This is a genomic window from Bacillus sp. NPDC077411, from assembly GCF_044543425.1.
GTDB lineage: Bacteria > Bacillota > Bacilli > Bacillales > Bacillaceae_G > Bacillus_A > Bacillus_A bruguierae.
Window position 1 is genome coordinate 325,475 of sequence record NZ_JBITWA010000002.1, and the last position, 24,381, is coordinate 349,855.

At 37.6% G+C, this 24,381-nt stretch carries 25 protein-coding genes; 24 read left to right on the top strand and 1 reads right to left on the bottom strand.

Going from position 1 to position 24,381, the window contains the following annotated elements; all coding sequences use genetic code 11:
* Nucleotides 1–5: 5 nt before the first annotated feature.
* The 5 genes from pknB to spoVM all read left to right on the top strand — a co-directional run bounded on the left by pknB (nucleotide 6) and on the right by spoVM (nucleotide 4,955).
* On the top strand, nucleotides 6–1,973 hold the full coding sequence (gene pknB / locus ACIGHG_RS05045; protein WP_336473188.1) for a Stk1 family PASTA domain-containing Ser/Thr kinase: 1,968 nt from the start codon (nucleotides 6–8) through the stop codon (nucleotides 1,971–1,973).
* Nucleotides 1,974–2,325: 352 nt separating this feature from the next.
* A complete protein-coding gene (gene rsgA / locus ACIGHG_RS05050; RefSeq protein WP_336473189.1) occupies nucleotides 2,326–3,207 on the top strand; it encodes a ribosome small subunit-dependent GTPase A in 882 nt (293 codons plus the stop codon).
* A 2-nt stretch (nucleotides 3,208–3,209) separates the two neighbouring features.
* Nucleotides 3,210–3,854, top strand: a complete 645-nt coding sequence (gene rpe / locus ACIGHG_RS05055; RefSeq protein ID WP_090912706.1) for a ribulose-phosphate 3-epimerase — start codon at nucleotides 3,210–3,212, stop codon at nucleotides 3,852–3,854.
* A 315-nt stretch (nucleotides 3,855–4,169) separates the two neighbouring features.
* A complete protein-coding gene (locus ACIGHG_RS05060) occupies nucleotides 4,170–4,811 on the top strand; it encodes a thiamine diphosphokinase (RefSeq protein WP_090912708.1) in 642 nt (213 codons plus the stop codon).
* A 63-nt stretch (nucleotides 4,812–4,874) separates the two neighbouring features.
* Complete coding sequence (gene spoVM / locus ACIGHG_RS05065) at nucleotides 4,875–4,955, top strand: stage V sporulation protein SpoVM (RefSeq protein ID WP_020059192.1); 81 nt, start codon at nucleotides 4,875–4,877, stop codon at nucleotides 4,953–4,955.
* Nucleotides 4,956–5,026: 71 nt separating this feature from the next.
* On the opposite strand, the gene rpmB is transcribed toward spoVM, so the two are convergent.
* Entirely contained in the window at nucleotides 5,027–5,215 is a 189-nt protein-coding gene (gene rpmB, locus ACIGHG_RS05070) for a 50S ribosomal protein L28 (protein WP_012094952.1), read from the bottom strand.
* A 374-nt stretch (nucleotides 5,216–5,589) separates the two neighbouring features.
* Here rpmB and ACIGHG_RS05075 point away from each other — a divergent pair, with 374 nt between their 5' ends.
* The 19 genes from ACIGHG_RS05075 (at nucleotide 5,590) to lepB (ending at nucleotide 24,361) form a co-directional block, all read left to right on the top strand.
* Complete coding sequence (locus ACIGHG_RS05075) at nucleotides 5,590–5,952, top strand: Asp23/Gls24 family envelope stress response protein (protein ID WP_000021111.1); 363 nt, start codon at nucleotides 5,590–5,592, stop codon at nucleotides 5,950–5,952.
* A 22-nt stretch (nucleotides 5,953–5,974) separates the two neighbouring features.
* Nucleotides 5,975–7,651, top strand: a complete 1,677-nt coding sequence (locus ACIGHG_RS05080) for a DAK2 domain-containing protein (protein ID WP_336473191.1) — start codon at nucleotides 5,975–5,977, stop codon at nucleotides 7,649–7,651.
* A 535-nt stretch (nucleotides 7,652–8,186) separates the two neighbouring features.
* The gene (gene recG / locus ACIGHG_RS05085) at nucleotides 8,187–10,235 is read left to right on the top strand and encodes an ATP-dependent DNA helicase RecG (protein WP_336473192.1); all 2,049 of its coding nucleotides are present in this window, start codon (nucleotides 8,187–8,189) and stop codon (nucleotides 10,233–10,235) included.
* Between the two features lie 87 nt (nucleotides 10,236–10,322).
* Nucleotides 10,323–10,913, top strand: a complete 591-nt coding sequence (fapR, locus tag ACIGHG_RS05090) for a transcription factor FapR (RefSeq protein ID WP_090913673.1) — start codon at nucleotides 10,323–10,325, stop codon at nucleotides 10,911–10,913.
* Complete coding sequence (plsX, locus tag ACIGHG_RS05095; RefSeq protein ID WP_336473193.1) at nucleotides 10,910–11,902, top strand: phosphate acyltransferase PlsX; 993 nt, start codon at nucleotides 10,910–10,912, stop codon at nucleotides 11,900–11,902. The genes fapR and plsX overlap by 4 nt, the downstream gene beginning before the upstream one ends.
* 15 nt (nucleotides 11,903–11,917) lie before the next feature.
* The gene (gene fabD / locus ACIGHG_RS05100) at nucleotides 11,918–12,862 is read left to right on the top strand and encodes an ACP S-malonyltransferase (protein WP_336473194.1); all 945 of its coding nucleotides are present in this window, start codon (nucleotides 11,918–11,920) and stop codon (nucleotides 12,860–12,862) included.
* A complete protein-coding gene (fabG, locus tag ACIGHG_RS05105) occupies nucleotides 12,862–13,605 on the top strand; it encodes a 3-oxoacyl-[acyl-carrier-protein] reductase (protein WP_336473195.1) in 744 nt (247 codons plus the stop codon). The genes fabD and fabG overlap by 1 nt, the downstream gene beginning before the upstream one ends.
* Nucleotides 13,606–13,737: 132 nt before the next feature.
* Entirely contained in the window at nucleotides 13,738–13,971 is a 234-nt protein-coding gene (gene acpP, locus ACIGHG_RS05110; RefSeq protein ID WP_020059185.1) for an acyl carrier protein, read from the top strand.
* A 60-nt stretch (nucleotides 13,972–14,031) separates the two neighbouring features.
* On the top strand, nucleotides 14,032–14,769 hold the full coding sequence (gene rnc, locus ACIGHG_RS05115) for a ribonuclease III (protein ID WP_090912720.1): 738 nt from the start codon (nucleotides 14,032–14,034) through the stop codon (nucleotides 14,767–14,769).
* 55 nt (nucleotides 14,770–14,824) lie between these two features.
* Nucleotides 14,825–18,394: a chromosome segregation protein SMC gene (gene smc / locus ACIGHG_RS05120; RefSeq protein ID WP_396547509.1), complete on the top strand. Its 3,570-nt coding sequence runs from the start codon at nucleotides 14,825–14,827 to the stop codon at nucleotides 18,392–18,394.
* Between the two features lie 15 nt (nucleotides 18,395–18,409).
* Nucleotides 18,410–19,399, top strand: a complete 990-nt coding sequence (ftsY, locus tag ACIGHG_RS05125; protein WP_336473196.1) for a signal recognition particle-docking protein FtsY — start codon at nucleotides 18,410–18,412, stop codon at nucleotides 19,397–19,399.
* A gap of 141 nt (nucleotides 19,400–19,540) precedes the next feature.
* A complete protein-coding gene (locus ACIGHG_RS05130) occupies nucleotides 19,541–19,873 on the top strand; it encodes a putative DNA-binding protein (protein ID WP_020059181.1) in 333 nt (110 codons plus the stop codon).
* 12 nt (nucleotides 19,874–19,885) lie between these two features.
* Complete coding sequence (gene ffh / locus ACIGHG_RS05135) at nucleotides 19,886–21,235, top strand: signal recognition particle protein (RefSeq protein ID WP_090912724.1); 1,350 nt, start codon at nucleotides 19,886–19,888, stop codon at nucleotides 21,233–21,235.
* 101 nt (nucleotides 21,236–21,336) lie between these two features.
* On the top strand, nucleotides 21,337–21,609 hold the full coding sequence (gene rpsP / locus ACIGHG_RS05140) for a 30S ribosomal protein S16 (RefSeq protein ID WP_090912726.1): 273 nt from the start codon (nucleotides 21,337–21,339) through the stop codon (nucleotides 21,607–21,609).
* 14 nt (nucleotides 21,610–21,623) lie between these two features.
* Complete coding sequence (locus ACIGHG_RS05145) at nucleotides 21,624–21,851, top strand: KH domain-containing protein (RefSeq protein ID WP_090913677.1); 228 nt, start codon at nucleotides 21,624–21,626, stop codon at nucleotides 21,849–21,851.
* 120 nt (nucleotides 21,852–21,971) lie between these two features.
* The gene (gene rimM / locus ACIGHG_RS05150; RefSeq protein ID WP_336473197.1) at nucleotides 21,972–22,487 is read left to right on the top strand and encodes a ribosome maturation factor RimM; all 516 of its coding nucleotides are present in this window, start codon (nucleotides 21,972–21,974) and stop codon (nucleotides 22,485–22,487) included.
* A complete protein-coding gene (gene trmD, locus ACIGHG_RS05155; protein ID WP_336473198.1) occupies nucleotides 22,487–23,221 on the top strand; it encodes a tRNA (guanosine(37)-N1)-methyltransferase TrmD in 735 nt (244 codons plus the stop codon). The genes rimM and trmD overlap by 1 nt, the downstream gene beginning before the upstream one ends.
* Before the next feature lie 141 nt (nucleotides 23,222–23,362).
* A complete protein-coding gene (rplS, locus tag ACIGHG_RS05160; protein WP_035428999.1) occupies nucleotides 23,363–23,707 on the top strand; it encodes a 50S ribosomal protein L19 in 345 nt (114 codons plus the stop codon).
* Between the two features lie 102 nt (nucleotides 23,708–23,809).
* Nucleotides 23,810–24,361, top strand: a complete 552-nt coding sequence (gene lepB / locus ACIGHG_RS05165; protein ID WP_090912732.1) for a signal peptidase I — start codon at nucleotides 23,810–23,812, stop codon at nucleotides 24,359–24,361.
* The last annotated feature ends 20 nt before the right edge of the window (nucleotides 24,362–24,381 follow it).

Sequence of the window (24,381 nt, forward strand, 5' to 3'; positions counted from 1 at the left end):
ACAACGTGATGATTGGAAGACGCCTAAATGACCGTTACAAGCTACTAAAAATGATTGGCGGCGGGGGAATGGCCAATGTATATTTGGCACATGATGACATACTCGATCGTGATGTAGCTGTAAAAATGCTGCGGCTTGACTATTCAAATAATGAAGAATTTATTAAGCGTTTCCATCGAGAAGCACAGTCGGTTACAACGTTATCGCATCCAAATATTGTGAATATGTATGATGTTGGAGAAGAAGATGGAATCTATTATCTTGTTATGGAATATGTACCAGGTCAAACGTTAAAACAATACATACAACAGCGAGGTCTTCTTCCTGTAGAAGAAGCGATTAATATTATGGAACAATTAACTGCTGCGATGGCTCATGCGCATCATTTTGAAATTGTCCACCGTGATATTAAGCCTCATAACATTTTAATTCGAAATGATGGTGTTGTGAAGGTTACGGACTTTGGGATTGCAACTGCGACAAGTGCAACTACTATAACACACACAAATTCTGTGCTTGGTTCTGTTCATTATTTATCTCCTGAACAGGCAAGAGGTGGTGTTGCAAATAAGCAATCAGACATTTATTCTCTTGGGATTGTAATGTTTGAATTATTAACTGGAAGGCCGCCGTTTTCTGGAGAATCTGCTGTTTCTATTGCGCTTAAACATTTACAAAATGAAACACCATCTCCCAAAAGGTGGAATCCTGATATTCCGCAAAGTGTAGAAAATATTATTTTAAAAGCAACAGCGAAAGATCCGTTTCATCGTTATCAGTCTGTAAATGCAATGAAACGTGATATTGAAACTGCATTATATCCAGAACGAATAAATGAACAACCTTTCTATATACCAGAAGATATGGAAGCAACAAAAGCGATTCCTATCATTCAGCAGGAACAGTTAATAAGTGCAAATACTGAAGAAACAATTGTTTTACCTGGAAAGTCGAAAGAAGAAAAGCAGCAGGACGAACCAGAAGAACAAAAGAAGAAAAAAAGCAATCGTTGGCTTAAAATTTTGTTAACGACGTTCCTATTTTTAGTTGTTTGTGGAATATTGGCAGTGACGGTGATTCCAGGTTTCTTTATTCCAAAGGAAGTTAAAGTGCCAGATGTGTCTGGAATGACATATGAAAAAGCAGTGAATATACTTGGGAATAAAGGATTTGAATTGACATCATCACCGCAAGTTATATATACGAATGAAGTGGAAGAAGGTAAGGTTATTAAAACAAGTCCAGCGGCAGGACGAGTTGTACGAGCAAATACAAAAATTACGATTTTCAAATCAGGTGGAAAGCAAAAGAAAAAAATGCTTAATTTAATAGGGAAAGATTATGAAAAGATTAAAGATGAATTGACTCCATATAAAGGGGTTATTCCTTATTATATTGAAAGTGACAAGCCGCAAGGTGAAATTGTGGAACAAAGTCCAGAAGCAGGGCAATCTATTGTAGAAGAAGAGCAAGAGGTAAAGGTTTGGATTAGTAAAGGACCAAAACAAATACGACTCGTTGATTTTTCTGGTTGGACAGAAAGTAGTGTAAATAGCTCTTTAAACGAGAAAAAGCTAGTGCCAGAAATAAAGAGAGAGTATTCTGATACAGTGGAGAAGGGGCTTGTTATTTCTCAATCACCAAAGCCAGACACGAACTTAAAAGAAGGGGCAAAAGTAACAATTACTGTCTCTGAAGGACAAAAAGAAAAACCAACAAAAATTGTAAAAGTTGACAATATTCCGATTCAGTATCAAGGACCAGCAACTGGAGAGAAAACACCACAAAAAATTGAAATATATAAAGAAGATATGCAAAATACTATGGATAAACCGTTTGAAACGAGAACGATAACAGAGTCAACGACAGTCTCTCTTGACTTTATTATTCAAGAAGGAAAAAAAGGGCGTTACAAAATTGTTCGTGACGGAACGACCTTAATTGAAAAAGAAGTTTTGTATCCAACGCAATAAGGTGAAACTCCTATTAAAAATAATTATAAATGGTGAGTTGAACGAATCTCGTTCTAAAGTCTATTGTGAATAACTATTTTTATGTCTTTTAGAACAAGATAAAGTGAAACTTTAATCAGTGGGATTTTCTTCATCCCCCACTGATTATTAGTTGAACCAATCGGGCTTTTAGGGGCAGTTTATCTCCTACCAAACTTCTTAAGAAAAGCGGAAGTGGCTCGTTCAGAATGTGAGGGGGAAGAAGCGAAGCCACCGAACATTCTAGCCACTGAAGCTGGACAATGCTTTCGCTGAATTTTGAGATGGGAGTATTACTGCCCGCGAATAGCGGGATAAATAAAGGAGAGAACGTATGCCAGAAGGGAAAATTATAAAAGCTTTAAGTGGGTTCTACTATGTGCAGCATGAAGAAGGGATAACACAGTGCCGCGGACGAGGTATATTTCGCAAGCATAAGATTACACCGCTTGTTGGTGATCAAGTTGTATTTCAAGCTGATAATCCGAGTGAAGGATATGTTCTAGAGATATTAGAACGAAAAAATGAACTTGTGCGTCCACCGATTGCGAATATTGATCAAGCACTTCTTGTGTTTTCAGCCGTAGAACCAGAATTCAATCCATTGCTATTAGATCGGTTTTTAGTTTTAATTGAGTTTCATAATATTAAGCCAATTATTTGTATTAGTAAGATGGACTTAATAGATGTGAAAACACGTGAAATGATTGAGGCATATGCGAAGGATTACATGGAAATTGGATATGACGTTATATTCACTTCAACGACAACATCAGAAAGTATAGAAGTGTTAAAGCCGTTTTTAGAAGGATGTGTTTCCGTTGTAGCAGGTCAATCTGGTGTAGGGAAATCTTCGCTTTTAAATGTGTTACGTCCAGATTTAGCACTAAAAACGAGTGGGATTTCAGCTCATTTAGGACGAGGTAAGCATACAACAAGACATGTGGAATTAATTGAAGTAGGAAGTGGGCTTGTGGCGGATACACCTGGATTTAGTTCACTCGATTTCATCGATATAGAAGTAGAAGATCTCACATATTGTTTTCCAGAGTTGAAAGAACAGAGTCAATACTGTAAATTTAGAGGTTGTACACATCTTTCTGAACCGAAGTGTGCGGTGAAAGAAGCGGTAGAAGAAGGGAATATTACAAACTATCGTTATGAGCACTATGTGCAATTTATTGAAGAAATTAGAGAAAGAAAGCCGAGGTATTAATTATGATTAAAATTGCACCATCGATTTTATCAGCAGATTTTTCAAGATTGGGAGAAGAAATTAAAGATGTAGAAAAAGGCGGAGCAGATTACATACATGTCGATGTAATGGACGGACATTTTGTTCCAAACATTACAATTGGACCGTTAATTGTGGAAGCTATTCGCCCGATTACCTCTTTACCATTAGATGTTCATCTTATGATTGAAAATCCGGATCAGTATATTGAGACTTTTGCGAAAGCAGGCGCTGACATTATTACGGTACATGTAGAAGCTTGCCCGCACTTGCATCGTACAATTCAATTAATTAAATCACAAGGCATTAAAGCGGGTGTTGTTTTAAATCCACATACACCGGTTTCTATGATTGAACACGTATTAGAAGATGTAGATATGGTGCTATTTATGACGGTAAATCCAGGATTTGGCGGACAAAAGTTCATTCATTCTGTATTGCCGAAAATTAAACAAGTTGCTGATGTGATTCGTGAACGTAATTTGCAAGTAGAGATTGAAGTTGATGGCGGCGTGAATGTAGAAACAGCAAAATTATGTGTAGAAGCAGGAGCGAATGTTCTCGTTGCTGGATCTGCAGTATATAATGAAAAAGATCGCGGGGCAGCAATTGCTGCGATTCGCGGATAAAGTGAAACTTTAATCAGTGGGGGTTTTCTTCATCCCCCACCTAACTTTTTAAGAAAAGCGGAAGTGGCTCGTTCAGAATGTGAGGGGGATGGAGCTTCTGACGTAGAGGGGTTTTTTACCTCGTAGGAAGAAGCGAAGCCACCGAACATTCTAGCCACTGGAGCTGGACAATGCTTTCGCTGAATTTTGAGATGGGAGTATTACTGCCCAAAAATAGCGGGATAAAAAGGAAGCAGTAGATAGGAATATTGTTTAAAAGAAAAAGGTAATCTAGCTATTAGCAGATTGCCTTTTTTCTATAGGAGGAGAGAGAACGTGATTATTCATATTTTAGCTGGGGGTCCAGTAGAGTGCTGGGCAGATTTTTCTAAATATGAGAGTGAAGAGGTTGTATGGGCAGCTGTTGATCGCGGAGTATACCATTTGTTGCAGTTTGGAATCATGCCAGAAGTAGCGTTTGGTGATTATGATTCTGTTACAAAAGAGGAACTAGTATGGATGCAAAAGCAGAAACATGATCTGCATATTGTACCGAAAGAAAAGGATCAAACTGATTTAGAGATTGCGATTAACTGGGCTTTAAAGCAACAACCAGAACAAATTCGTATTTTTGGTGCAACAGGTGGAAGGTTGGATCATAGTTTAGCAAACATTCAAATGTTAATAAAAGGTTTACAATCCAATATCAATATAAGTATTGTAGATTATAAAAATGAAATTTCAGTTAGGGAATCCGGTACATATACAATTGAAAAAAATTCATCATTTCCTTACATATCCTTTGTTCCAATGACAGAAATAGTAACGGGAATTACACTTCGTGGTTTTAAATATCCCCTTAATGATAAAACGATAAAATGGGGATCGACACTTTGTATTAGTAATGAACTCGTTGCGGAAAAAGGTACTTTTTCATTTACCTCTGGCATATTAATGGTGATAAGAAGCACTGATTGAAGGAATACCTTTGTTGCGGCGTCTATAGTAAACAAGTGGAGTAATGGGATTAGGAGGGAAACCATGAGATTTTATACAATTAAGTTACCGAAATTTCTTGGTGGAATTGTTCGCGCGGTATTGAATACCTTTAAAAAAGGATAAAAAGCACCTATTACCGGTGCTTTTTTCATGAGCATAATAAAAAAAGAGCCAACAGGCTCTCTTTTTTATTATTAAACACGTTCGATTTTGCCAGATTTTAATGCTCTAGCAGAAACGTAAACACGTTGAACTTTACCGTTAATGCGTACGCGAACTTTTTGAAGGTTAGCGCCCCATTTACGTTTTGTAGCGTTCATTGCGTGAGAACGAGAGTTACCAGAACGAGCTTTTCTTCCAGTAATAGCACAAACACGAGCCATCTATATTTCCCTCCCTTAACTACCGTAACCTACGTAATTTTCAATGTTAGTCTTTTATGCGATGCTAAAAACACTACTATAATTTAACACAACTAAAAAGAGAATGCAACAGTGTATAAAAAAGAAATCAAGAAAAATTACTTGACACTATATGTAAGGAATTAAAAGTTGAAATCAAGAAAAATTACTTGACATATTGTAGTGATATATGTTGTATAATAACAATGGACTATTTTGCTCACCATAAAAAATGCTATTTTTTATATAAATGTGAGAGCGAAAAGAAAGAACGATGGAATTTTCTTTAAAAAGATTATATGATAGTAAATAAAGTAGTCTAGCTCACTTTCACCATTTCAGAAGGGGGAAACGAGATGTCAATTGAAATTAAAACGAAGTACGGTCAAATTGATATTAGTACAGATGTAATTGCAACAATTGCTGGAGGCGCTGCAGTAGACTGTTACGGCATCGTCGGTATGGCTTCTAAAAACCAATTAAAAGATGGGTTGACAGAAATTTTACGAAAAGAAAACTTCACTAGAGGCGTTATTGTTCGTAAAGACGAAGATGAAGTACATATTGATATGTATATTATCGTGAGCTATGGTACAAAAATTTCAGAGGTAGCACATAACGTCCAAACGAAAGTGAAATATACACTAGATCAAACGGTAGGACTAGCAGTAGATTCTGTAAACATCTACGTACAAGGAGTTAAAGTAATAAACTTGTAATGTGCATTAAGGAGGAAGAACTGTGTCAATTCAAAAAATTGATGGAAAACGTTTGTCACAAATGATCATACAAGGAGCAAATAATTTAACAAACAATGTTCAACTTGTTGATGCTTTAAACGTTTTTCCAGTTCCAGATGGCGATACGGGTACAAATATGAACTTATCAATGACTTCAGGTGCGCGCGAAGTGAAAGGAAATCCTTCACAACACGCTGGTAAAGTCGGAACAAGTTTAGCCAAAGGATTATTAATGGGAGCGCGTGGTAACTCAGGTGTTATTTTATCTCAGTTGTTCCGTGGTTTTTCGAAATCCATTGAACAAAAAGAAGAATTAACAACAATTGATTTTGCTGATGCGTTAGAAGCAGGCGTAGAAACGGCATATAAAGCAGTTATGAAGCCAATTGAAGGAACAATTTTAACTGTTGCAAGGGAAACGAGTAAACATGCAATCACAGTTGCGAAAAAACAGCGCGACTTTGTTTTATTTATGGAAGAAGTTGTGAAAGAAGCGAATGCATCATTAAATCGTACACCTGATTTATTACCTGTATTAAAGCAAGTTGGTGTTGTAGATAGCGGTGGGAAAGGTCTTGTTGTCGTTTATGAAGGATTTCTAGCGGACTTAAAGGGTGAAACAATCGCTTCTAATCAGCCAACACAACCATCTATGAACGAAATGGTACGTGCAGAACATCACCGTAGTGTACAAAGCCAATTGAGTACAGAGGATATTAAATACGGCTACTGCACAGAATTTATGGTTAAGTTAGACGATGAGAAAATGAAAGAGCATAATTTCTCTGAGCAAAAATTCCGTGAAGAGATTAGTGTGTATGGTGATTCATTGCTTGTTGTATCTGATGATGAAATCGTAAAAGTTCATATTCATGCAGAGCATCCTGGAGATGCGATGAACTACGGACAACGTTATGGAAGCTTAATTAAAATTAAAGTAGAAAATATGCGTGAACAACATACTGCTTTATTAGATGAGCCTATGGCGATGCATGTAGAAGTAAAACAACCTGCTGAAAAACAGCCTTATGGAATTATAACTGTGGCAATGGGTTCTGGTATTAAAGAATTGTTTGAAAGCATCGGTGCGAAGGTAGTTATTGAAGGCGGTCAAACGATGAATCCAAGTACAGAAGATATTGTAAAAGCGATTGAAGAAGCAAATGCAGAAAAAGTTATTATATTACCGAACAATGGTAATATTGTAATGGCTGCAGAGCAAGCAGCTTCTGTAGTGGACCAAGAAGTAATTGTTGTTCGTTCAAAAACAGTTCCACAAGGTATGGCAGCGATGCTTGCTTTTAATCCAGCAGGAACTCTTGAAGAAAACGAAGCGCAAATGAACGAAGCGCTTGCTCATGTGAAAACAGGCCAAATCACGTATGCGGTTCGTGATACAGAAATTGATGGTGTAACAATTAATAAAGATGACTTCATGTGCATTGCAGATGGGAAAATTGTATCTACAGATGTAGAAAAAATTACAGCTGCGAAAAAACTGTTAGAAAATATGCTTGATGAAGATGCAGAGATTTTAACAATTTTACAGGGTGAAGATGCATCAGAAGAAGAAGTAGATGAATTAGTAACATTTGTAGAAGAAAAATTTGAAGATGTAGAAGTGGAAGTTCATAATGGAAATCAACCTTTATATTCTTTCATTTTTTCTGTAGAATAAATTTTTATTTCGTTTAAAATGTACTTACTCTATAATGAGATGAACTAATATAAGTGATGAGAGGGTCTTGCTAATAAATATGGTGAGGCTCTCTTTCTTTTGGGGAATAAAGTGAAACTTCCATCGGTATGGTTTTATTTATCCCGCTATTCGTGGGCAGTAAGACCCCACCTCAAGATTGAGAAAGAAGCAAGGAAGATAGGTAGGGGATAACTGTCCACGCATAGAAACGGTCAGGGTCTTTTTTGTTACATGCGAGGTTAAAACAAAAGGAGAAAGCAAGTAGCGGTCATGTTGTATTTTGCGTAGCAGGACTTATATGTTGGAAAATTAAAATGAATATATATGCGACTAGGGGAAGGTGAAATGACTACTATGCTTTCTTGATGCTATGGTAGAATAGGAGAGGTAGTGATTGCATATTCAAAGTGAAAATGAAAATATGTAATCTATTGTTGAGATATAACCTGCAAGTAAAGAAGATGAGCGTTATACATGAAAGGTTAGGAATAAGATTTGACGGGGCGTGAAGATCTTGGGTGAAGTGGTGCAAATTCCAATTACGGATGTGAAAGGGATTGGAGAAGAAACAGCTGTATTACTAAATGAGATGGGGATTTTTACGGTTTCTGATTTACTAGAGCATTTTCCGTATCGTTATGAAGACTATGCGATGAAGGATTTGGCTGAAGTTAAACATGAAGAACGGGTAACTGTGGAGGGAAAGGTACATAGTGCACCTCTTTTACAATATTATGGAAAAAAGAAATCTCGTCTTACTGTACGTGTTCTGGTTGGGCGCTATTTAATTACAGCTGTATGCTTTAACCGACCCTACTATAAGCAGAAGTTAAATATTGATGAAACGATAACGATATCTGGAAAATGGGATCAACATCGTCAAACGATTTCGGTATCTGAACTTCACTTTGGGCCGGTTGTTCGTCAACAAGAAGTAGAACCAGTATATTCAGTTAAGGGTAAATTGACAGTAAAACAAATGCGTCGCTTTATTGCGGGGGCGTTTAAAGAGTATGGTTCTTTTGTGAAAGAAGTGTTGCCAGAAGGATTGTTGTCGCGTTACAAATTATTATCTCGTTATAAAGCACTATATGCTTTACATTTTCCTAGTGGACAAGAAGATATGAAACAGGCGCGTCGCCGCTTCGTATATGAAGAATTTTTCTTGTTTCAATTGAAGATGCAGGCACTTCGTAAAATGGAGCGGGAAAGTTCGAAGGGAACAAAAAAAGACGTATCTCTTGAACAATTAGAAGAGTTTATAGGAGCCCTTCCTTTTCCGTTAACGAATGCACAGCAGCGTGTTGTTACAGAAATTATGAAAGATTTGGAATCCCCGTATCGAATGAATCGTTTACTACAAGGTGACGTAGGTTCTGGAAAAACGGTAGTGGCTGCAATTGCTTTGTATGCAGCGAAATTAGCTGGATATCAAGGGGCATTAATGGTACCGACAGAAATTTTAGCAGAGCAACACTATCAATCGTTAGTATCTATATTTTCTCATTTTAATATGAATATTGAATTATTAACAAGCTCTGTAAAGGGAGCGCGTCGCCGCGAGATACTAGCTAGACTAGAACAAGGAGAAATTGATATTCTCGTCGGAACTCATGCTTTAATTCAAAATGAAGTCATATTTCACAGGCTTGGGCTTGTAATTACGGATGAACAACATCGCTTTGGTGTAGCGCAGCGTCGTGTATTGAGGGAAAAAGGGGAAAATCCTGATGTTTTATTTATGACAGCAACGCCAATTCCTCGTACATTAGCAATTACTGCGTTTGGTGAAATGGATGTATCAATTATTGATGAGATGCCGGCGGGTCGTAAAGTCATTGAAACATACTGGGCGAAACATGATATGTTTGAACGTGTTCTTGGATTTGTAGAGAAAGAAGTAAAAAAAGGACGACAAGCGTATGTCATTTGTCCATTAATTGAAGAATCGGAGAAATTGGATGTGCAAAATGCAATTGATTTGCATAGTATGTTGACGCATCATTATCAAGGGAAATTTCAAGTTGGTCTGATGCATGGCCGCCTTTCTTCTCAGGAGAAAGATGAAGTAATGCACCAATTTAGCGAAAATAAAGTGCAAATTCTCATTTCGACAACGGTTGTAGAAGTTGGTGTGAATGTGCCAAATGCAACAACGATGGTTATTTATGATGCAGAGCGTTTTGGGCTATCGCAACTTCATCAACTTCGTGGTCGTGTGGGACGTGGCAGTGAACAATCTTATTGTATTTTAATTGCTGATCCGAAATCGGAAACAGGAAAAGAACGTATGCGTATTATGACAGAGACAAATGATGGATTTGTCCTATCGGAAAAAGATTTAGAATTGCGTGGTCCTGGAGATTTTTTTGGGAGCAAGCAAAGTGGTTTACCTGAATTTAAATTAGCTGATATGGTACATGATTATCGAGCGTTAGAAACAGCAAGGCAAGATGCTGCGCTACTTGTTGATTCGACTGCGTTTTGGCAAAGTAAACAGTATGAAATGCTGCGTAGATATTTAGAGAAATCAGGGGTTTTTCAAGGAGAAAAGCTAGATTAAAGCGCAATACGTAAAAAAATGTTGCATTCTGTATTTAATGCTTATATACTACTGTTAGTACCTAGTCATAAAAATGGATGGTGCGGAATGAAAAAGAGAAGGAAAAAAGAAAGACAAGAGTTATTACAACAAACAATAGAAGCAAATCCGTTTATTACGGATGAAGAATTAGCTGAACAATTTCAAGTGAGTATTCAAACAATTCGTCTTGATCGTATGGAACTTTCGATTCCAGAATTACGAGAACGAATTAAACATGTGGCAACAAAACAACATGAAGAAGATGTAAAATCTTTACCGCTTGATGAAGTGGTAGGAGAAATTATTGATATAGAATTAGATAGACATGCGATTTCTATTTTTGAGGTGAAAGAAGAACATGTCTTTAAACGTAATCAAATTGCTCGCGGGCATCATTTATTTGCACAAGCAAACTCATTAGCTGTTGCGGTTATTGATGAAGAATTAGCTTTAACTGCGAAGTCTACCATTCGATATATTCGTCCTGTAAAATTAGAAGAGCGTGTTGTTGCGAAAGCACGTGTTGAAGATGTAGAGAATGATAAAGGACGGACGGTTGTCAAAGTCCGTAGTTTTGTTGGAGACGAACTTGTATTTACAGGCACTTTTGAAATGTATCGATCTAGTAATTATAGTGAGGAAGGTAGTAATTTATGAGAATCGCAATAGATGCAATGGGCGGCGATCATGCGCCGAAATCTGTCGTACTTGGAGCAATGAAAGCAGTTAAAGAATATTCAGATTTACATATTACGTTAGTTGGAAAAGAAGACGAAATTCGTAAGTATTTAACAAGTGAAGAGCGTATTACGGTGCTGCACACAGAGGAAGTAATTGAAGGAACAGACGAGCCGGTACGAGCAGTGCGTCGGAAAAAACAAGCTTCTATGGTACTTGCTGCGCAGCAAGTAAAAGAAGGTGCCGCTGACGCTTGTATTTCAGCTGGGAATACAGGGGCTCTTATGGCAGCTGGATTATTTGTGGTAGGACGTATAGAAGGGATAGAGCGCCCTGCTCTTTCTCCTACGATGCCAACAGTAGATGGAAAAGGCTTTGTTATGCTAGATGTTGGTGCGAATGTCGATGCGAAAGCAATTCATTTATACCAGTATGCTGTAATGGGATCTGTATATGCAGAGAAAGTAAGAGGGATTTCTAATCCTCGCGTAGGTCTTTTAAATGTAGGAACTGAGGATGGAAAAGGAAACGAGCTTTCTAAACAAGTCTTTGCAATGCTAAAAGATGCACCGCTTAACTTTGTTGGAAATGTAGAATCACGAGACTTATTACAAGGTGTAGCTGATGTGGTTGTTTGTGACGGATTTACTGGAAATGTTACCCTTAAAACGTTAGAGGGGACTGCAATTGCATTATTCTCTATGCTAAAAGAGCAATTGATGAGTTCATTTACAAGCAAGCTAGCGGCAAGCGTATTAAAACCAAAACTTAGGGTGTTAAAAGATAAAATGGATTATTCAGAATATGGAGGAGCTGCTTTATTTGGATTGAAAGCTCCTGTCATCAAAGCGCATGGTTCTTCTAATGACCAGTCGATTTTTAGTGCGATTCGTCAAACTCGAGAAATGGTAGCGAAGGAAGTTATTCCTACTATTACGAGCGTAATGGAGGAGGAACCGCTTCAATAATGAGGAGGGTTTGAAATGGGAAAACTAGCATTTCTTTTTCCGGGACAAGGTTCACAAGCAGTTGGAATGGGAAAACAATTAGCAGAAAGTTATGAAGAGGTTGCAAAAGTATTTCATCAGGCTGATGAGATTTTAAAAGATTCTCTCTCATCACTTATTTTTGAGGGTCCTCAAGAAACATTGACGTTAACGACTAACGCACAGCCGGCATTGTTAACAACAAGTATTGCGATTTTAAAGGTGTTGGAACAGTACGATATTACACCTGACTATGTTGCAGGACATAGTTTAGGTGAGTATAGCGCACTAGTGGCAGCAGGTGCTATGTCATTTGAAGACGGTGTATACGCTGTAAGAAAACGTGGTGAATACATGGAAGAAGCTGTGCCAAGTGGTGAAGGTGCAATGGCGGCTATTATGGGAGCAGATCCTGATATGTTAAAGCGGGTAACTGAAGAAGTAACGCGTGAAGGTTATCCTGTTCAAGTTGCGAACATGAATAGCACAAAGCAAATTGTAATTTCTGGTACAAAACAAGGTGTAGAATTAGCTTCAGAAAGAGCGAAAGAAAACGGTGCAAAGCGTGCAATTCCACTGCGTGTTAGCGGTCCATTCCATTCATCACTTATGAAACCGGCAGCTGAGAAGTTTCGAGGTGTGCTAAATGAAATTAAGATCGAGGATGCGGAAATTCCAGTTATTGCAAATGTAACGGCAGATTGCATTACGCGTAAAGAAGACATTCAAGAAAAGTTAATTGAGCAACTTTATTCCCCTGTATTATGGTACCCATCCATTGAACGTATGGTGGAGCTTGGCGTAGATACATTTATTGAAATTGGACCTGGAAAAGTTTTAGCTGGTCTTATGAAATCAATCGCTCCGTCTACGAAAGTATATGCAATATACGATGAGGAAACGATGAAAGATACCATTTCAAAACTGAGAGGAGAAGGCTAATGTTATTAAAAGACAAAGTTGCATTAGTAACGGGAGCATCTCGCGGAATCGGCCGTGCCATCGCATTAGATTTAGCAAAACAAGGTGCAAAAGTAGTTGTAAACTACGCAGGAAACGAAATGAAAGCAAATGAAGTTGTTGATGAGATTAAAAATTTAGGTTCAGAAGCAATGGCAATAAAAGCAAATGTTGCTAGTAGCGAAGAAGTAGCTGACATGGTAAAACAAACTGTTGATACATTTGGCCAAATTGATATTCTTGTAAATAACGCTGGCATTACGAGAGATAATTTGTTAATGCGTATGAAAGAGGAAGAATGGGATGCGGTTATTAATACAAACTTAAAAGGTGTCTTTTTATGTACAAAGGCTGTATCTCGTTATATGATGCGTCAACGTTATGGGCGCATTATTAACATCGCTTCTGTTGTCGGTGTTACTGGGAATCCGGGGCAAGCAAATTACGTTGCAGCAAAAGCTGGTGTAATTGGATTAACAAAAACTGCAGCAAAAGAGCTGGCAAGTCGTAATATTACAGTAAATGCGATCGCTCCTGGATTTATCGTAACAGATATGACAGAGGTATTGGCGGAAGATGTGAAGAACGAAATGTTAAAGTTAATTCCAATTGCAAAATTTGGAGAAGCAGAAGATATTTCAAATGCAGTTGCCTTTTTAGCATCAGATGCGAGTCGTTATATTACTGGACAAACACTTCATGTTGACGGCGGCATGGTAATGTAAGAGAAGAAACTGTAGAAATAGGTTGATTTCATCTCGTTTTTCTGTACAATATTAAATATAATGTCTTGAGAAGAGCGGATGAATTTAAAAAAGTAGTAGTTTGTCTATACTTTTTAAAGGAGGTGAATGAATATGGCAGACGTTTTAGAGCGTGTAACGAAAATCATCGTAGATCGTTTAGGAGTAGACGAAACAGAGGTAACACCAGCTGCAAACTTTAAAGAAGATTTAGGTGCTGACTCCCTAGATGTAGTAGAACTTGTGATGCAACTAGAAGATGAGTTTGAAATGGAAATTTCTGATGAGGAAGCAGAAAAGATTGCTACTGTTGGCGATGCTGTGACTTACATAGAGAGTCATCTATAATGCTTGATGAAGTCCCGTTTATATACGGGGCTTTCTCAGCATATATACCTGGAGGGACCTATGCCGTACAGAAAGTATAGAGATAAGAAGCATGAAGCTAAATATCGAGAGGCTTTTAAAAAGTTTCAAGAGAAAATAGGTATTACATTTACAAATGAAAAGTTGTTGATTCAAGCATTTACGCATTCATCCTATGTGAATGAGCATCGGAAAAAGCCACATGAAGATAACGAGCGTCTTGAATTTCTTGGAGATGCGGTATTAGAACTGACAGTTTCGCAATATTTGTTTCAAAAATATCCGACAATGAGTGAGGGAGAATTAACAAAACTTCGCGCTGCTATTGTATGTGAACCTTCTCTCGTTCGTTTTGCAAATGAGCTATCATTTGGAAATCTTGTCCTTTTAGGAAAAGGAGAGGAAATGACAGGAGGGCGTGAACGTCCAGCGTTATTAGCGGATGTCTTTGAAGCGTTTGTTGGCGCACTTTACCTGGACCAAGGTTTGGACAAGGTATGGGGATTTTTAAAAACAGTTGTTTATCCGAAAATTAATGAAGGTGCTTTTTCTCATGTGATGGATTTTAAAAGTCAACTCCAAGAGTTAATTCAGCGTGATGGTAGCGGGAATATAGAATATCAAATTCTGCAAGAAAAAGGACCAGCTCATAATCGAGAATTTGTATCGCGCGTTACATTAAACGGCGAATCATTAGGTCTTGGAAGTGGGAAGTCTAAGAAAGAGGCAGAACAGCATGCTGCCCAAGAAGCGTTGGAAAAATTAAAAGAGCACTTATAGCGAATCCCCCTTATACTTAGGGGGATTCCTTGTGCATAAAGGGGGAAAGCCTTTCGTGTTTTTAAAGCGGTTAGAGATAGTTGGATTTAAATCTTTTGCGGAACGTGTTTCGATTGACTTTGTACCAGGCGTAACGTCTGTAGTAGGTCCAAATGGAAGCGGGAAAAGTAATATTACAGATGCAATTCGTTGGGTACTTGGTGAACAATCTGTAAAGTCGCTGCGCGGTGCGAAAATGGAAGATATTATTTTTTCTGGAAGTGATACACGTAAAGCGTTAAATATTGCAGAAGTAACATTAACATTAAATAATGAGGACCAACGTTTACCAATTGAATATAACGAAGTAAGCGTAACGAGACGAGTATATCGTTCTGGGGACAGTGAATTTCTTATTAATAAACAGTCTTGTCGTTTAAAAGATATTGTTGATTTATTCATGGACTCCGGTATGGGGCGTGAAGCGTTTTCTATTATTAGTCAAGGTAAAGTGGAAGAAATTTTAAGTAGTAAAGCAGAAGACCGCCGTAGTGTTTTTGAAGAAGCGGCTGGTGTGTTGAAATATAAAATTCGCAAGAAGAAAGCAGAAGGGAAATTAGCAGAGGCACAAGATAATTTAAATCGTGTAGAAGATATTATTCATGAATTAAGTACACAAGTAGAACCTCTTGAAAGACAAGCTTCTATTGCGAAAGATTATCTAGAGAAAAAAGATGAACTAGAAAAAGTCGAAGCGGCATTAATTGTGTATGAAATTGAAGAATTACATGAAAAATGGGAAGCGCTTCGTGAGCAGTTTGAACATAACAAAGATGAAGAAGTGGAGTTATCGACACTGCTTCAAAAAAATGAAGCGGATTTAGAAGAAGTACGTGGAAATGTACAAGCTATTGATGAGTCTGTTCAATCTTTACAAGAGGTTCTTCTTCTTTCTAGTAAAGAACTTGAAAAGTTAGAGGGACAACGTGAACTGCTGAAAGAAAGAAAGCGCAATGCAACAACACATTGTGCGCAGTTAGAAACACTCATTCATGAATTAACAGAAAAAGTTTCTGCATATGAAGGAAGTGCCATGCAAGGAACAGGGGAATTAATAAAATTAGCAAGTCATGTGAAAGAGTTAGAACAGAAGTTACATGACAGCGAACAATTGTTGTCTACATATGAACAAAATTTGGATGAGAAAATTGAACATTTAAAAGGTGATTATATTGAACTTTTAAATCAACAAGCTAGCTATCGAAATGAACTTTCTATGTTAGAGGAACAATTTAAACAGCGAGATTTCAAAAATCAGCGTCTTGATAAAGAAAATGAAAAATATGTGCAGATGGGCATAGCGATTGCACAGCAAAAATCAACTTTTGTTGAAAAATATGAACATATAAAAGATCAAATCACAAATCTGTTGTCGAGCATGCAGCAAACGGAAGCTACGCTTGGGAAATGTAAAGAGCAATATAGTGAAAATGAGACCAAGCTGTATCAAGCATATCAATATGTTCAGCAAGCTCGTTCTCGTAAAGAAATGCTTGAAGAAATGCAAGAAGATTATTCGGGCTTTTATCAAGGTGTCCGTGAAGTATTAAAGGCGCGTGACAGCAAGTTGCATGGTATTGAAGGTGCGATTGCAGAACTTCTTACTGTACCGAAAAAATATGAAGTGGCGATGGAAATTGCACTTGGAGCAGCAATGCAGCATGTGGTTGTACAAACAGAAGAACATGCGCGCCGTGCAATTACATTCTTAAAGCAAAATCGCCATGGCCGTGCGACTTTTTTACCACAAAGTGTTATAAAAGGCAGAGCGCTTAATATAGAGCAACTTCGTATTATAAACCAGCATCCTTCATTTATAGGGATAGCTTCGGAGCTTGTACAGTATGATAATAAATATGGAAATGTGATTACAAATTTATTAGGTACAGTAATAGTTGCCCATGATTTAAGAGGAGCAAATGAATTAGCAAAGCAGCTGCAGTATCGTTATCGTATTGTTACATTAGAAGGAGATCTTGTAAATCCAGGAGGTTCAATGACAGGCGGTGCTGTGAAGCAAACAAATTCTTCTTTATTAGGACGTCAACGAGAATTGGAAGAGTGGAATGAAAAGTTGATAGATATGGAAGAAAAGACTGAGAAGCTAGAGAACTATGTTAGAGCGCTAAAACAAGAAATACAAGAAAAAGAAGTGAAGTTGAAGGAACTTCGACAATATATTGATGAAAAGCGTGTAGACGAACAAAAGTACAAAGAAGAAATGAATCAGTTAGAGCTAGAAGAACATCGCATTAAAGAGCGTTTATCTATTTATGATTTAGAGCTAGAAGGATTTTTGCAAGATCAAGCAAAGATACAAGGGCGAAAAACTGAGCTAGAAGAAACGCTTACTGAGCTGCAAGAAAAAATTATGCAACTCGATATAACGATTACAGAGTTAACAAAACAAAAGAGCGAGCAGCATTCTTCGAAGGAAAAAGTACAGAAAGAGATTACAGAGCTAAAAGTACAAGCAGCTGAAGAGCAACAACGATTATCAAACCAAAAAGAGACAGTAGAACGCCTTACAAAAGAACGAGATGAAACGAAAAAGAATCTTATAAAGACAAAAGAAGATTTAGCATTCTTAAAACAAGAAATGACATCGAATTCTAGCGGCGAAGAACAAATTACAAGTATGATTGAAAAGAAAACGCACGATAGAAATCAAACTGTGGAATTAATTAGCTCACGCCGTGAACAACGTCTTGATTTACAAGGGCGATTAGAACATCTAGAGTTAGAGGTAAAAGAAGCAAAACGTAGGCATAAATATTTGCTTGATGTATTAAAAGATCAAGAAGTGAAAATAAATCGTTTAGACGTGGAGTTAGAAAATCGCTTGCAACATTTACGGGAAACGTATACCATTTCTTTTGAAGCTGCAAAACAAAAATATACGATGACAATGTCTAGCGAGGAAGCTCGTAAAAAAGTGAAATTAATTAAATTATCCATTGAAGAACTCGGTACAGTAAATATAGGTGCCATTGATGAATTTGAGCGGGTATCTGAGCGTCATACGTTCTTATTAGAGCAACGGGATGATTTGCAAGAAGCGAAAACAACGTTGCATCAAGTAATTGACGAAATGGATGAAGAAATGAAAAAACGTTTTTCTTATACGTTCGAAGCAATTCGCACAGAATTCCAGTTTGTATTTAGTGAATTATTTGGCGGTGGGCGTGCAGATTTAGTTATGACAAACCCGAAAGATTTATTAAATACAGGAATTGATATTGTTGCACAACCGCCAGGGAAAAAGTTACAAAATTTAGGTCTTCTTTCTGGAGGAGAACGAGCATTGACAGCCATTGCGTTGCTATTTGGTATTTTAAAAGTTCGTCCTGTACCGTTTTGTGTGCTAGATGAAGTTGAAGCTGCACTAGATGAAGCAAATGTTGCTCGTTTTGCGCAGTATTTGAAAAAATTTAGTAATGAAACGCAGTTTATTGTTATTACACATCGAAAGGGTACGATGGAAGAATCTGATGTATTATACGGTGTAACGATGCAAGAGTCTGGTGTGTCCAAGCTTGTTTCCGTTCGTTTAGATGATGGAGAAGAGCTTGTTACGAGCAAATAGGAAGGATGGGAAAGAATGAGTTTTTTTAAAAAATTAAAAGAAAAAATTTCGAAGCAAACAGATACGGTAACAGAGAAGTTTAAACAAGGTTTAGAGAAAACGAGAAACTCTTTTGCTGAAAAAGTAAATGATTTAGTATATCGTTATCGTAAAGTTGACGAAGAGTTCTTCGAAGAGTTAGAGGAAATTTTAATTGGTGCGGACGTGGGTGTGTCCACAGTAATGGAGTTAATTGACCAATTAAGAGACGAAGTGAAGCATCGTAATATTCAAGACCCAAAAGAAGTGCAAGCTGTTATCTCTGAAAAATTAGTTGAGATTTATAAAGGTGACGGTAATTTTAATAATGAATTAAATGTGCAAGAAAACGCATTGACAGTTATTTTATTTGTCGGGGTAAACGGTGTTGGAAAAACAACGACTATTGGAAAAATGGCACATAAATTTAAATCAGATGGAAAATCTGTATTATTGGCAGCTGGCGACACATTCCGTGCTGGTGCAATCGAGCAGCTAGAAGTGTGGGGGGAACGTGTTGGTGTAGATGTAATTAAACAAGGATCAGGTTCTGACCCAGCAGCTGTTATGTATGATGCAATTCAAGCTGCAAAATCGCGAAAAGTTGATGTTTTGTTATGTGATACAGCGGGACGTTTGCAAAACAAAGTCAACTTAATGAAAGAGTTAGAGAAAGTAAAACGTGTAATTGAACGTGAAGTTCCTGGTGCTCCTCATGAAGTACTACTTGTCATTGATGCAACAACAGGACAAAATGGTTTAAGCCAAGCGAAGACATTCCGTGAGGCAACAAATGTAACGGGTATTGTCCTAACAAAATTGGACGGAACTGCTAAAGGTGGAATTGTATTGGCGATTCGTAATGAGATGGATGTACCGGTGAAATTTGTTGGTCTGGGAGAACAAATGGATGACTTGCAAGCATTTGATCCAGAACAATATGTATATGGATTATTTGCGGACCTTGTAGAAACAGCAGTGGAATAAGTAGAAAAAGAGGGAGCGGTGTTTATCGCTCTTTCTTTTTGAATTTAAATTAAGTTGTTAAGAAAAAAACTTGACACACATTTACTCTCCATGTAAACTAATTCATGTAAAGGTAATTCACTTAACAAAGGGTGATTCAACATGCTCGAAAAAACAACGAGAATGAATTATTTGTTTGATTTTTATCAATCGTTGTTAACGCCAAAACAAAGAAGTTATATGTCACTTTACTATCTCGATGATCTATCGCTTGGTGAAATTGCAGAAGAATTTGAAGTAAGCCGCCAAGCAGTGTATGATAACATTAAACGGACAGAAGCGATGCTTGAAGAATATGAAGAAAAGTTATTATTACTTCAAAAGTTTCAAGAAAGGCAGCAACTTGTTGCAAAGTTAAAGCAGCTAATCAGCGAAGAAGAGCATGTAGATGAACAAGTAAAACAAGTTGTTGAAGCTATCGAAAATTTAGATTAGGAGGGCGGCAATATGGCATTTGAAGGATTAGCCGACCGACTTCAACAGACAATGCAAAAAATTCGCGGTAAAGGGAAAGTATCTGAAGCCGACGTAAAAGAAATGATGAGAGAAGTTCGTCTTGCTCTTTTGGAAGCAGACGTTAACTTTAAAGTAGTAAAAGATTTTGTTAAACGTGTGTCTGAGCGTGCTGTCGGACAAGATGTAATGAAAAGTTTAACGCCTGGACAGCAAGTTATTAAAGTGGTACAGGAAGAACTTACAGAATTAATGGGCGGCCAGCAGAGTAAAATTGCTGTCTCTAACCGTCCGCCAACCGTTATTATGATGGTTGGATTGCAAGGTGCGGGTAAAACGACGACAACAGGTAAACTTGCGAATTTACTTCGTAAAAAGCATAATCGGAAACCGATGCTTGTTGCAGCTGACATTTATCGTCCAGCGGCAATTAAACAGCTTGAAACACTCGGTAAGCAATTGGATATGCCAGTTTTCTCTTTAGGAGACAAAGTAAGTCCTGTTGAAATCGCAAAGCAAGCAATTGCAAAAGCAAAAGAAGATCATCATGATTATGTTCTTATTGATACAGCAGGTCGACTGCATATCGATGAAGAGCTTATGGATGAATTAGCACAAGTGAAAGAAGTAACAAAGCCGGATGAAATTTTCCTTGTTGTTGATGCAATGACAGGACAAGATGCGGTAAACGTTGCGCAAAGTTTCCATGAACAGCTAGGTTTAACAGGTGTTGTATTAACGAAATTAGATGGTGATACGCGCGGAGGTGCAGCACTATCTATTAAAGCTGTTACAAACACACCGATTAAATTTGCTGGTATGGGTGAGAAATTAGATGCACTAGAGGTATTTCATCCAGAACGCATGGCATCGCGTATTTTAGGTATGGGTGATGTTCTGACGTTAATTGAAAAGGCGCAGGCGACAGTTGATGAAGAAAAGGCAAGAGAACTTGAGCAAAAAATGCGCACACTTTCCTTTACGTTGGATGATTTTCTAGAGCAATTAGGACAAGTGCGTCAATTAGGACCACTTGATGAGCTATTAAATATGCTTCCTGGTGCTGGGAAAATTAAAGGATTAAAAAATGTCCAAGTTGATGAAAAGCAAATCGGACACATCGAAGCGATTATTCGCTCGATGACAAAATTAGAGCGTGAACAACCGGAAATCATTAACGCTAGTCGTAAGAAACGTATTGCTAAAGGTAGTGGTACAACTGTGCAAGAGATCAATCGTCTTTTGAAGCAATTTGAAGATATGAAAAAGATGATGAAAACGATGTCTGGTATGCAAAAAGGTAAGAAAAAAGGACTAGGTGGTTTGAAGTTTCCATTTATGTAAGGAAAAAAAGATGGCTCTGTTAAGAAATTATACTTTACAAAGGGTCACTCTTTTTGCTAATATTATTATCTGTGTGAAATATATTCGGAGGTGCTTTATAAATGGCAGTTAAAATTCGTTTAAAACGTATGGGAGCTAAAAAATCTCCTTTCTATCGTGTAGTTGTTGCAGATTCTCGTTCTCCTCGTGACGGACGTTTCATCGAGGAAATCGGAACTTACAATCCAGTTGCTCAGCCAGCTGAAGTTAAAATTAATGAAGAAGCAGCATTAAAATGGTTAGGAAACGGTGCGAAACCATCTGATACAGTTCGTAACCTATTCTCTAAGCAAGGCATCATGGAGAAATTCCACTTATCTAAACAAGGTAAGTAATTGAAGCAATGGCTATGTCAGGGTTAATCGAAACAATTGTTAAACCCCTTGTGGATCATCCTGAAGATGTAAAGGTTACACAGGAACTGTACAACGGAGAGATGAAGTATCGATTAACCGTACATCCTGAGGATGTGGGTAAAGTCATTGGGAAACAAGGGCGAGTTGCAAAAGCAATTCGAACGATCTTATATGCAGCGGGACATCATCAAAATGAAAAAGTCACGCTGGAAATTCAATAAGTATAAAAAGGGCGAGGATCTGTTCCTCACCCTTTTTTAACATTTTAAGATAAATCGCATCTTCAGCAAAGAGAATGGAGATGCTAACGACATATAACGAACAGGGGTGACGTGCTGTTTATGACGAAATGGTTTAATGTAGGAAAAATTGTAAATACTCACGGTGTTAGAGGAGAAGTGCGTGTCGTTTCGCGTACAGATTTTCCAGAAGAGCGTTATAAAATAGGAAACATATTATACATATGGCAAGAGAAGGGCGCTGAGCCATTAGCTGTAAAGATTACTTCTCATCGTAGTCATAAGTCTTTTGATTTATTGACATTCGAAGGCTATAACAATGTAAATGAAGTAGAACAGTGGAAAGGTTCTTTATTAAAAGTCCCAGAGGACCAGCTTGGAGAATTGGCTGAAGGAGAGTATTATTATCATGAAATTATTGGTTGTACAGTTGTAACAGAAGACGGAGAGACAATTGGTACAATTAAAGAAATTCTTTCTCCTGGCGCAAACGACGTTTGGGTCATTAAACAGCCAAAAGGCCAAGATATTTTAATTCCGTATATTGAGGAAGTTGTCTTACAAGTAAACATCAATGAACAGCTTGTGACCATTCATGTGATGGAAGGATTACTGTAATGAAAATTGATATTTTAACATTGTTTCCAGAAATGTTTACAGGTGTATTTGGTTCTTCTATATTAAAAAAAGCACAAGAAAAAGAAGCAGTGCAGCTAAGAGTTGTTAATTTTCGTGATTATTCAACTAATAAACATAATAGTGTGGATGATTACCCGTACGGCGGCGGAGCTGGAATGGTATTAACACCACAACCCATTTTCGATGCGGTAGAAGAGTTAACAAAGGAAACGGAACGTAAACCACGCGTTGTGTTAATGTGTCCGCAAGGAGAGCGTTTTACCCAAAAAAAAGCTGAAGAATTAGCTGAAGAAGAACATCTAATTTTCATTTGTGGCCATTACGAAGGGTATGATGAGCGTGTTCGTGAGCATCTTGTAACCGATGAAATTTCAATAGGTGATTATGTATTAACAGGCGGAGAATTGGCATCTATGGTTATTACAGATAGTGTTGTCCGCTTATTACCTGATGTTTTAGGAAATGAACAATCACAAATAGAAGATTCATTTAGTACAGGGTTACTAGAACATCCGCATTATACAAGACCAGCGGATTTTCGTGGAATGAAAGTACCAGATGTACTTCTGTCTGGAAATCATAAATATATTGAAGAATGGCGTCAAAAAGAATCATTGCGCCGTACCTTTATGCGTCGCCCTGATTTATTAGGGGAACGTAGTTTATCTAAACAAGAGGAAAAATGGTTAGCAGAATTTAAAGAAAAGAAGTAAAAAATGCTATTGCAACAAACTGAGCAATATGCTATTATAACACTTGTGCTACTTATAGAGAGTAGCCGTTAACAACGGTGTTCCGCTGCAATTTATGAAATGACTTTGTATGAGCATCTGTTTGGAAGGAGAGAATTGAATATGCAACAATTAATCGCAGAAATTACAAAAAATCAATTAAAAACTGATTTACCTTCATTCCGTCCTGGTGACACTTTACGCGTACACGTAAAAGTAGTAGAGGGTACTCGTGAGAGAATTCAGATTTTTGAAGGTGTTGTAATTAAACGTCGTGGTGGCGGAATTAGCGAAACATTCACAGTTCGTAAGATTTCTTACGGTGTAGGTGTTGAACGTACATTCCCAGTTCACACGCCAAGAATCGCGAAAATCGAAGTACTTCGCCGTGGTAAAGTACGTCGTGCTAAGTTGTACTACTTACGTAACCTTCGCGGTAAAAAAGCACGTATTAAAGAAATTCGATAAGACATGTATGGGAGCTTGTATTTGCAAGCTCCCTTTTTCCAATCTAGCTGTGTTTTTACTTACATATAATAAACAGCTTACATAACCGTGGAGGGGAATCGCATGACGAAACAAAAAAGTACGCTTTGGGAATGGACAAAAGCTATTTTGATTGCTGTTGTCTTAGCTTGGATTATTAGACAGTTTTTCTTTGCACCGATTCTTGTAGATGGTGTATCTATGGCACCGACTCTTCATGATCGTGATCGTATGATTGTCAATAAAATAGGTTATCACATTGGAGAACCAAAACGCTTTGATATCATTGTGTTTCAAGCGACAGAAGATAAAGATTACATTAAACGTATTATTGGTTTGCCTGGTGATCAGATAGAATATCGAAATGACACACTCTATATTAACGGAAAGCCGTATGAGGAGCCGTATTTAGAGAAGCAGAAAAAGCAGCTTGCTGATGGTCCATTAACGTATGATTTTAAGCTTGAAGAAATTACAGGGAAGACAACAGTTCCAAAAGGAGAATTATTTGTATTAGGAGATAATCGCCGTTTTAGTAAGGATAGTCGTACAATTGGAACGATTTCAATAGACCAGGTAATTGGGAAAGCTAATATATTGTATTGGCCGTTAAAAGATGCACGTATTGTAAAATGAATGTAGAAAAGAAGGTGGAA